Origin of the sequence: Streptomyces sp. CB02261 (assembly GCF_001905665.1) — a bacterium.
GTDB lineage: Bacteria > Actinomycetota > Actinomycetes > Streptomycetales > Streptomycetaceae > Streptomyces.
Genome location: NZ_LIVX01000004.1, coordinates 328,418 through 336,998, shown reverse-complemented (window position 1 = coordinate 336,998; position 8,581 = coordinate 328,418). Strand labels below are relative to the sequence as shown.

Sequence of the window (8,581 nt, the reverse complement as noted above, 5' to 3'; positions counted from 1 at the left end):
TCGCGAAGAGCGACACCTTGCCCCGGTCGAGGAGCCGCTGGGTGCCCTCCGTGCGGAGGCGCTCGGGGGCCAGGTACAGCAGGTCCAGCTCGTCGGCGAGGAAGGCCTGCTCGACGGCCTGGCGCTCGTACGGATCCTGCGTCGAGTTGAGGAATCCGGCCCGCACGCCGAGGGCCCTGAGCGCGTCCACCTGGTCCTGCATCAGCGCGATGAGCGGCGAGATCACGACGCCCGTGCCCTCTCTGACGAGGGCCGGGATCTGGTAGCACAGGGACTTGCCGCCGCCGGTCGGCATCAGCACGAGGGCGTCGCCGCCGCCGACGACCTGCTCGATGATCTCCTGCTGCTCCCCTCGGAAGGAGCTGTAGCCGAAGACGCGGTGGAGGACACCCGCGGCCTCGGAGATCACGGCGGAATCGTCGGTGAGGACCATTCACCCACCCTATCGGCCGCCACGGACACCCCCTGCCGCCTCCGGCGAAGCTGTGGACAACCCCGGGCTCCGCCTCCGGCGAACCTGTGGACAACCCCCGGGGCGGCGGTCCACCCTCGGAGGCAACGTGCGGGGCGAGACCCGCGTCCTTCCGTACGGGACGCGTCGGCCGACACGACACCCCCGGCCCCAGGGAACAGGACACACCATGAGCGACAAGGCCCGCACTCTCTTCGACGCGCTCGATCTCGACCACGACGGGACGCTGACCCGCGTCGAGGTGATCAGCGCCCTGCGGGCCAAGGGCCCGACCCTCGCCGCCCAGGGCGTGATCCCCTTCTGGGGCGTGGGGAACGCCGACGAGGCGTCGGCGCTGTTCGACGAGGCCGACCAGAACGGCGACCGCGTCCTCTCGTTCGAGGAGTTCGCCACCCTGGTCGACCGCCGCTTCGGGTGGTGACGCGCGGGCGCCGGGCCTGACGGCGCCCGGCCCGGCCCGTCGTGGCGTGTGTGCGCCGTGCGGGACGGGGTTACGTCTTGACCGGGGCGGCACCCGGGGAGCTACAGTCAGGAAAACTTGCGCTGCTAGTTTTGAGGGCCCTCCCACACCTTGGAGCCGTGACCATGCGCCCCGTCTACTTCGCCGCCGCCCGGCGCACGCCGATCGGCCGTCTCCGCGGCGCCCTCTCCGGCGTACGCCCCGACGACCTCGCCGCCACCGCCGTCCGCGCCGTCCTGGACGCCGTGCCCGCGCTCGACCCGGCGCGGATCGACGACGTCTACTGGGGCGCCGCCAACCAGTCCGGCGAGGACAACCGCAACGTCGCCAGGATGGCCGTCCTGCTCGCCGGTCTCCCCGAGACCGTACCCGGCGCCACCCTCAACCGGCTCTGCGCCTCCGGACTGGAGGCGGTCACCACCGCCGCCCGCGCCATCGCCTCCGGCGAGGCCGACATCGTCCTCGCCGGCGGCTCGGAGTCCATGAGCCGCGCCCCCTTCGTCCTCCCCCGCCCCGAGCAGGCGCTCCCCCACCACCAGGAGATCCACGACACCAAGCTCGGCTGGCGGATGACCAACCCGCGGATGAAGGAGCTCCACGGGGTGCTCTCCATGGGAGAGACCGCCGAGGAGGTCGCCGCCCGGTACGGCGTCAGCCGCGAGGACCAGGACGCCTTCGCCCTGCGCAGCCACCGCCTCGCCGCCGCGGCCCGCAAGGACGGCCTCTTCGACGCCGAGACCGTCCCCGTCACCCTCCCCGACGGCACCGTCGTCGCCCACGACGAGTCGATCAGGGCCGACACCACGCCCGAGAAGCTGGCCGCCCTGAAGCCCGTCTTCCGCCCCGGCGGCACCGTCACCGCCGGCAACGCCTCCCCCATGAACGACGGCGCCGCCGCGCTGCTGCTCGTGACCGAGGACGTCCTCCACGAGCTGGGCCTTGAACCGCTCGGCCGCTACGTCGCCGGCGCCAGCGCGGGCGTCCACCCCGACGTCATGGGCATCGGCCCCGTCCCCGCCGTCCGCCGCGTCCTCACCCGCACCGGCCGCGCCCTCGACGGCATCGACACCGCCGAGTTCAACGAGGCCTTCGCCGCCCAGGCCCTCGCCTGCGTCCGCGAACTCGGCATCGACCCCGAGCGGGTCAACCCCCAGGGCGGCGCCATCGCCCTCGGCCACCCCCTCGGCGGCTCCGGCGCCCGCATCCTCACCACCCTCCTCCACCGCATGCACCGCACCGGCGACCGCCACGGCCTCGCCACCATGTGCGTCGGCGTCGGCCAGGGCACCGCGGTCCTGGTCGACCGGGACTGAGGACCACCGGACGCCGCCCCGGGTCCCGCCCCAGCCCCGCCGCCCCGGACAGCCCCCGGGGCGGCGGGGCTGATGTGACCGGGCTCACGCACCCTCCTCGGGTTCGGTGTAGACCGTCGCGGCCCTGCCAGGCGTATGCCCGGTGAAGCGAGAGACCCGGGAGTTGCCGTTGACCGTCGAAGAGTTCGAAGCGTTCTACGTCCAGGCGGTCGGGCGGCTCACCGGGCAGCTCTACGTCATGCTCGGCGACCTGCAGGAGGCTGAAGACGTTGTCCAGGAAGCGTTCATCAAGGGCTGGAACCGGCGGCGGCAGCTCGACCGCGACGCCGGACCGGAGGCGTGGGTCCGGAAGGTCGCCTGGCGTCTCGCCGTGAGCCGATGGCGTTTCCGGCGCCGTACGGCCGAGGCCTGGTGCCGACGGGCGGCCCCGGCCGACATGCCGGGCCCGGGACCGGAACACGTGGTGCTCGTCGAGGCACTGCGCACCCTGCCGGCCCAGCAGCGGCGCACCATCGCCCTCCACTACCTGTGCGACCTCACCGTCGAGCAGATCTCGGGCGAGACCGGGCTGTCCGCCAGCACGGTCAAGACTCACCTCGGCCGTGGGCGTGCCGCCCTGGCCGACCGGCTGCGGGACAACGTGCAGGAGGCTCCCGATGCGTGACGACATCGACGACCCGTCCCTGAGGAGCCTGTTCCGGGCAGCCGCCGATCACGGCCGGCGGCACGCCACGCCGCTGCCCGTCGCCCAGGTCGTGGAACGGGGCAGGCGGTCGCACCGGCGCCGAGTGGCCCTCGCCCTGGTCTCGGCGAGCGCCGTCGCGGCCCTCGGCGTGGTCACCGCGGTGGGACTCGTACCCGAGACCTCCGGCCCCGCCCTGCCCGCGACCAGCCCTTCCGCACCCCTGCCGGGACCCACCACCAGCCCTCCCCCCGGGCCCCTGCCCACGGAGACGGACCCGGGCCGCACGCTCCCGCCGGCCACGCCGGGGACCACGACCCTGCACGGCTGATCCTCCGCGTCCCCGCTTCCGGGACGGCCCCCGCGTCGGGGCCGGTCCCGCCCTTTCACGCACCCACGGAGAGACCACACCCATGCCTGCCACGGCACCCGCCTCCCCGAGGCATGCCCCCGCACGGACGGCCCCCGCGGCATCCCGGGCAGCCGACCACGCCCGGCGGACGCCCCCGTCCGCCTCCCCGGCAGCCGACCTCGCCCGGCGGCCGGAACGCCCGGGCCGGGACCACACGCCGCTCGGGCGCGCCCGGTCCTGGCTGCGACCGGCCGACCGCGAGGTCCTGTGGCTGTACCTGCTGACCCGGGTGGCCCTGTGGACGACCGCGTACTGCACCCGCCTGCTGTTCCCCGCGAACGGCGACGCCCGGGTGCCGGAACCGGTGCTCACCTCCTTCGAGCGCTGGGACTGGGGGCACTTCCTCCACATAGCCCGCGACGGCTACTTCCCCGAGGAGGCGGGAGCGGGCCCCGGGCCGGGCACGGGGGACAACAGGGAGGCGTTCTTCCCCGGCTTCCCGCTGCTCCTGCGTGCCGTGCACACCGTGGTCCCCGACTGGACCGTCGCCGGGCTGCTCGTCTCCTTCGCCGCCGGCGCGGTCGCCGTGGTGGCGCTGGCCCGGATCGCGGAACTCCACCTCGCCCACACGCCCGCGGGCAGGCGCGCCGCGCTCTTCCTCCTGCTGTCCCCGTGCGCGGTCTTCCTCGCCGCCGGATACAGCGAAGCCCTCTTCCTGGCCTTCGCGCTGCCCGCCTGGCTGGCCGCCCAGCGGCACCAGTGGCCCCTCGCCGCACTCCTCGCCGCCGGAGCCACCACCGTCCGTGTCAGCGGCCTCTTCCTGGCCGCCGCCCTCGCCGTCCACTTCCTCCTCACGGTACGGACGGGGCGGCGCCGCGCCGCGCTCCTGACCCTGCCCGCGCTGCCGGCCCTCCTCTACTTCTGGTACCTGTACGAGCGGACCGGCGACTGGATGGCCTGGAAGCACGCCCAGGAGCGCGGCTGGTACCGCCACTTCCGCGCCCCGTGGGACGCCTGGTCCCAGACCTGGCACGAGGCGTTCGCCCAGACCCAGGCCACCGGCTACGCCGCCCTGTTCCAGGCGGACCTGGTCGCGATGCTCCTCGGCCTGGGGCTGCTCGCCCTCCTGATCCGCCGGCGACGCTGGCCGGAGGCCGTGTACATCGCGCTGACGCTGTGGGCGCTCGGCACCTCGTACTGGTACATGTCCATCGCCCGCAGCACCCTGCTGTGGTGGCCGCTGTGGATCGGCCTCGCCGCCTGGAGCCTGCGCGGGCGGAAGACGACGGCGGTGTACGTCTGCCTGGCCGCCCCCCTCGGCACGGTCCTCACCGTCACCTTCCTGACGGGCCGCTGGGCGGGCTGAGGTCCGGCGGGCGGCAGGCCGGCGAGGTCCGGCCCGGCGGGTCACGCGACGGCGGTGCCTCCAGCTCGACCAGCCGGCCGGGGACGGCCGGTCGCGTCACCCCGAGCATCGACGTGGGCGGCGCCACCCCGGCTGCGGCCAACCGCCCCGCCGATCTGGCGGGACCGCTCCGCACGGTTCCGGAGGAACCCGAGGCGGACGGCCGACTCCGCGTCGAGGTGACCTTCCAGGACGCCCGGCACGCCGAACGGGCCGCACCCGTGCGGGACTCACTGGACCCGGTGCGCCGGTCGTCGATGGAGGAGCCGAGGCTCCCTTCAATCTGAGTCGAATATCCGGCTGAGGCACCTGCCGCGTCTGCAGGAGGCCTCTCCCCCTGCTACTGGAAGCTCAGTCGATGGGGGTGGAACGCGTCCGTGGGGCAGGTGTGGATACGCAGGTACCCGCGTCCCAGGTACACGCCCGTGGGGGTGATGACGTGCCGGTACAGATCGGGGCGGCGATCCTCCAGGGGAGCCCAGCTCTCCGAGGCGGGATCCCATTCGACATGGTGGGCGGTGAGGAGCGGGGGCATGGCAGTGCCGCACGTGGGGCAGTCGACGGGGCGCGGGTCCGTGAGGTGCCAGGTGGCGAAGCCGCCGACCTTCCAGCCCGGGGCGAGGGACAGGTCGCTGGAGTACTCGGTGGAGAAGTCCGCTTCCGCTTCCTGCTCGTCCTCTTCGAGGAGCTCCTCCTCCCACGTCGCGATGGCTTCCTGCAGGTCCTCGGGGAGCAGGCCGAGGTATTCATGTTCGACGATCTGCTCGGGGTGGAGGTCGCAGGGCTGGGGAACGCACTCGGGTGAGCCGACGACGAGCGGCTCGGGCTGTTCCCCGAGTACGGCACCGATGTCCTGGCTGCGGCGCCACTTCAGTACGACGTCCACGCTCGCGTCGGGGCCGTGCGCCTCGAACGGGCACCAGAAGACCTGCAGGAGGTCGTACCCCGGGGGCCCGGTGAGGTCGGGGATGTCCCGTGCCCACAACTGCGCGGCGGCCAGCATCGGGATGGGGTCCGCGTCGCCGATGCCGGGGTCGTGCAGCCCGTCCCGGAGGGTGGCGAGGAGAGCGATCTCCTCTTCGGTCTTCCTTCGCCCCTCCGAAGCCGCATGGATACGGCGTGCGAGGCGGACGTCGGCCAGCAGGTGCCCGGTTCCCTTGGGGTGGACGGCGGTGCACATCGGCCAGGGTTCGTCGGCCGGCCACAGCACGGGGCCCCCGACGGAGCTGTCCTGTGCCTTCGGGTCGCCGGGGCGCGGGTGAAGGCGCGTCGCTGTCCGCCGGAACTCGGCGAGGCCGGGAAAGAGCTCCTCGACATCTGCGGGACGCGGGGGTGTGGTGCGGGGCATGCGTTTCTCCGGAACGATTCGTCGTGAGCGCTAGACGCCGGTTCGGACGTACCCGGCGGGGTTCTCAAGAATGTAGGTAAAGGTGAAACCCTTGCTGCCGTACGCCGTGAAGTGGATTTCGTGCGGGATCGGGTTGGTGCCCGCGTACTTGGGGACGACGTTGTACTGGACGATCTCGTCGTTGTTCTTCACCTGGTTGTAGATCACCGCCTCCACCGACACACGCTGTTCGGGCGTGTTGGTGGGGGTCTGCGTCTCGGTCACCAGGTTCTGCCAGGCGAACTTCCCCTTTCCGTGGCAGCCGTCGGCGCGGTAGGAGTAGTCGCGCGTGACCAGGGGCGAGGGGGCGGTTCCGGTGCCGAGGCTCTGGGCCGTCGGCCTGCCGGCGTCGTCCCAGGTGGTCGTCAGGCTCACCGGGGTGGAGGGGTCGCCCCAGACCCGGGAGACCTCGCGGCCGAGGAGATCGTGCCCGAAGGTGAGGGCGTGCCCGTCCACGGCCACCGAGGAGCACCGGCCTGCGGGGTCGTAGGCGAGGCTGGTGACGGCGCCGGTGGGTGTGGTGCGCGCGATGCGGCGGCCGGCCGGGTCGTACGCGTACCGGAGAGTCCGCCCGTCGATGCTCTCGCTGAGCGGTCGGCCCATGACGTCGCGCACGATGCTCAGCGTGGAGGTCGCGGTGCGGGCTTCGACGAGCGCGCCGGCTGTGTCGTACGCATAGCTGGTGAGGGCGCCGTCCGCACTGTCCGAGGTCAGCCGGCCCATGGCGTCCCAGGTGTAGGTGACGGTCTGTCCGGCGGGGTTCACGCGTCGCGTGATCCGGTTGGCCGCGTCGTAGTGGTACTGGCTGGTGCGTCCCTCGAAGTCGGTCTCGGCGACCATGTTGCCGGCGGCGTCGTAGGTGTAGCTCCAGCTCTGCCCGAGCGGGTTGGTGACTTCGACGAGGCGTAGTTCGGTGTCGTAGCGCAGTCGGTGGCGGGCTCCGTCCGGGTCGAGTCGGACCAGGGGCTTGTCGAAGGGGCCGTACGCGGTGCCCCAGACACCGCCGGCGACGTCGGTGTACGCCGTGCAGTTGCCCTCGTCGTCCCAGGCCCAGCTCTCACGGGCTCCGTCCGCGGTGATTCGGGCGAGGAGGCGGTCGTCGTCGTCCCACACGAACTCCTGCGCCTGGCCGACCGGATCGACGATGCGGAGGGGGCGGCCGCGGTGGTCGCGCCGCACGCGCGTCACGCCGTGCTCGTCGTCGCTGACCTCCAGGGTGAGGCCGGCGGCGTCGGAGGTGAAGCGGACGGTGCCGCCCTGGGCGTCGGTCATGGTCGCGATGGCGCCGGTGCGGTCGTGGGTGAAACGCTTCACCGTCCCGTCGGGAGCCTGGACGCCGGTGCAGTTGCCGAGGCCGTCGAAGGTCTGCCGCCACACGGTCCCGTCCGCCCCGGTGATCTCCACCGGCATGTTCCGCTCGTCGTAGCGGGCCGTGGCCGTGGTGCCGTCGGGCAGCCGTACCGCGACCAGGTTGCCTTCCTCGCTCCAGGTGAGTTCGGTGGTGTGGCCCAGGGCGTCGGTGCGCGTGAGCGGGCGGTCGTACGCGTCCCAGGTCAGGTAGGTGGTGTGGCCGAGCGGGTCGGTCTCGGCGACGACCTGCAGACGGTCGTTGAGGTGCAGAACGCTGGTGGCGCCGGTGGAGTCGGTGTAACGGGTTATACGGTGCCCGGTCTCGGGGTGGACGTCGTAGGTGAACGTCGACGTGAGGGTGCCTTCGGGACCGACCGTGCCGGTGACCCTGCCCTCGGCGTCTTACACGTAGCGGAAGGTGAAGGCATTGCGGTCGGTCCACGAGGTGACGCGGCCGTCCTCGTCGTACGTGAAGTGCATGGCGGGGCCGCCGGTGCCCTCCGGGCCGGTGAGAGTGGTGAGGCGACCGGCCTGGTCGTAGCCGTAGCCGACGACCGTGGTCGGGCCTCCGGGGCCGCGGACGGCCAGGTCCGTCACCCGGGTCTCGGTCGCCGTGATCTGAACGGCGTATCCGCCCGAGTGGGTCACGGCGGTCGGGGCACCGTCGGCGCGGCGCGCGAAGTCGACGCGGTTGCCGTTTCTGTCCTCGACCGCGGACAGCCAGTAGGCCGTCGAGGACCGGTAGGGGTTGCCGGTGAAGCTCCGGACCGGACCCCCGTGGGGGTCGCGCACCTCGTACGTGGTCGCGTCACCGTCGACGCCTCCGTGGACCAGGGGAAGCCGGTCGCCCTCCAGAGGGAAGACCTGCTCGCCGCCGGGGCGAGGCAGGCGCGGATAGATGAGCAGAGAGCCGTCCTCACGAGCCCAGGAGCCTCGACGGTCCGGTGAAAGCCGCAGGTCACCCGCTTGTGCAGGCAAGGCGATGTACGTAGCGGACAGTTGACGTCATCGCGTGTGCGACTGCGTTTCCGGTCGCGGCCGCCCTCGCCTCGGCGGCGCGGGCGACGGGACTGCGGGTGCCGCAACCAGCGCCGACCATCCTCGTCCCCGAAACGATCGAGGGGCCGTTTCAGATCTCTCTGAAACGGCCCCTCGATGAA

The 8,581-nt window shown here is 72.7% G+C and carries 10 protein-coding genes and 1 pseudogene; 6 read left to right on the top strand and 5 right to left on the bottom strand.

Going from position 1 to position 8,581, the window contains the following annotated elements:
- A partial coding sequence (locus AMK29_RS37055) for a DEAD/DEAH box helicase (RefSeq protein ID WP_241845363.1) occupies positions 1 to 433 on the bottom strand: 433 nt, incomplete at its 3' end.
- A gap of 208 nt (positions 434 to 641) precedes the next feature.
- On the opposite strand from AMK29_RS37055, the gene AMK29_RS14965 reads away from it, so the two are divergent.
- From AMK29_RS14965 to AMK29_RS14945, 5 genes are all read left to right on the top strand, one after another.
- A complete protein-coding gene (locus AMK29_RS14965) occupies positions 642 to 893 on the top strand; it encodes an EF-hand domain-containing protein (protein WP_073812866.1) in 252 nt (83 codons plus the stop codon).
- A gap of 164 nt (positions 894 to 1,057) precedes the next feature.
- A complete protein-coding gene (locus tag AMK29_RS14960; RefSeq protein ID WP_073812864.1) occupies positions 1,058 to 2,245 on the top strand; it encodes a thiolase family protein in 1,188 nt (395 codons plus the stop codon).
- Positions 2,246 to 2,414: 169 nt separating this feature from the next.
- Positions 2,415 to 2,909 carry a SigE family RNA polymerase sigma factor gene (locus AMK29_RS14955; RefSeq protein WP_073812861.1) on the top strand — a complete coding sequence of 165 codons (495 nt, stop codon included), beginning with the start codon at positions 2,415 to 2,417 and terminating at the stop codon, positions 2,907 to 2,909.
- Positions 2,902 to 3,258 carry a hypothetical protein gene (locus tag AMK29_RS14950; RefSeq protein WP_073812858.1) on the top strand — a complete coding sequence of 119 codons (357 nt, stop codon included), beginning with the start codon at positions 2,902 to 2,904 and terminating at the stop codon, positions 3,256 to 3,258. The genes AMK29_RS14955 and AMK29_RS14950 overlap by 8 nt, the downstream gene beginning before the upstream one ends.
- An 82-nt stretch (positions 3,259 to 3,340) precedes the next feature.
- Positions 3,341 to 4,645 carry a mannosyltransferase family protein gene (locus AMK29_RS14945; RefSeq protein WP_107422592.1) on the top strand — a complete coding sequence of 435 codons (1,305 nt, stop codon included), beginning with the start codon at positions 3,341 to 3,343 and terminating at the stop codon, positions 4,643 to 4,645.
- A 58-nt stretch (positions 4,646 to 4,703) separates the two neighbouring features.
- Here AMK29_RS14945 and AMK29_RS37050 read toward each other — a convergent pair.
- Positions 4,704 to 4,796: pseudogene (locus AMK29_RS37050) on the bottom strand (RidA family protein); the annotation flags it as partial.
- Between AMK29_RS37050 and AMK29_RS36690 the strand changes: the two are divergent.
- Entirely contained in the window at positions 4,759 to 4,971 is a 213-nt protein-coding gene (locus AMK29_RS36690; protein WP_198942245.1) for a hypothetical protein, read from the top strand. The pseudogene AMK29_RS37050 and the gene AMK29_RS36690 sit on opposite strands and share 38 nt — an antisense overlap.
- A gap of 53 nt (positions 4,972 to 5,024) precedes the next feature.
- Here the strand turns inward: AMK29_RS36690 and AMK29_RS14935 are convergent, their stop codons facing one another.
- The 3 genes from AMK29_RS14935 to AMK29_RS14925 form a co-directional block, all read right to left on the bottom strand.
- The gene (locus AMK29_RS14935) at positions 5,025 to 6,032 is read right to left on the bottom strand and encodes a hypothetical protein (protein ID WP_073812855.1); all 1,008 of its coding nucleotides are present in this window, start codon (positions 6,030 to 6,032) and stop codon (positions 5,025 to 5,027) included.
- 30 nt (positions 6,033 to 6,062) lie between these two features.
- Positions 6,063 to 7,481 carry an RHS repeat protein gene (locus tag AMK29_RS14930; protein WP_073812852.1) on the bottom strand — a complete coding sequence of 473 codons (1,419 nt, stop codon included), beginning with the start codon at positions 7,479 to 7,481 and terminating at the stop codon, positions 6,063 to 6,065.
- Positions 7,482 to 7,823: 342 nt separating this feature from the next.
- A complete protein-coding gene (locus AMK29_RS14925; RefSeq protein ID WP_158071315.1) occupies positions 7,824 to 8,399 on the bottom strand; it encodes an RHS repeat domain-containing protein in 576 nt (191 codons plus the stop codon).
- Between the last annotated feature and the right edge of the window lie 182 nt (positions 8,400 to 8,581).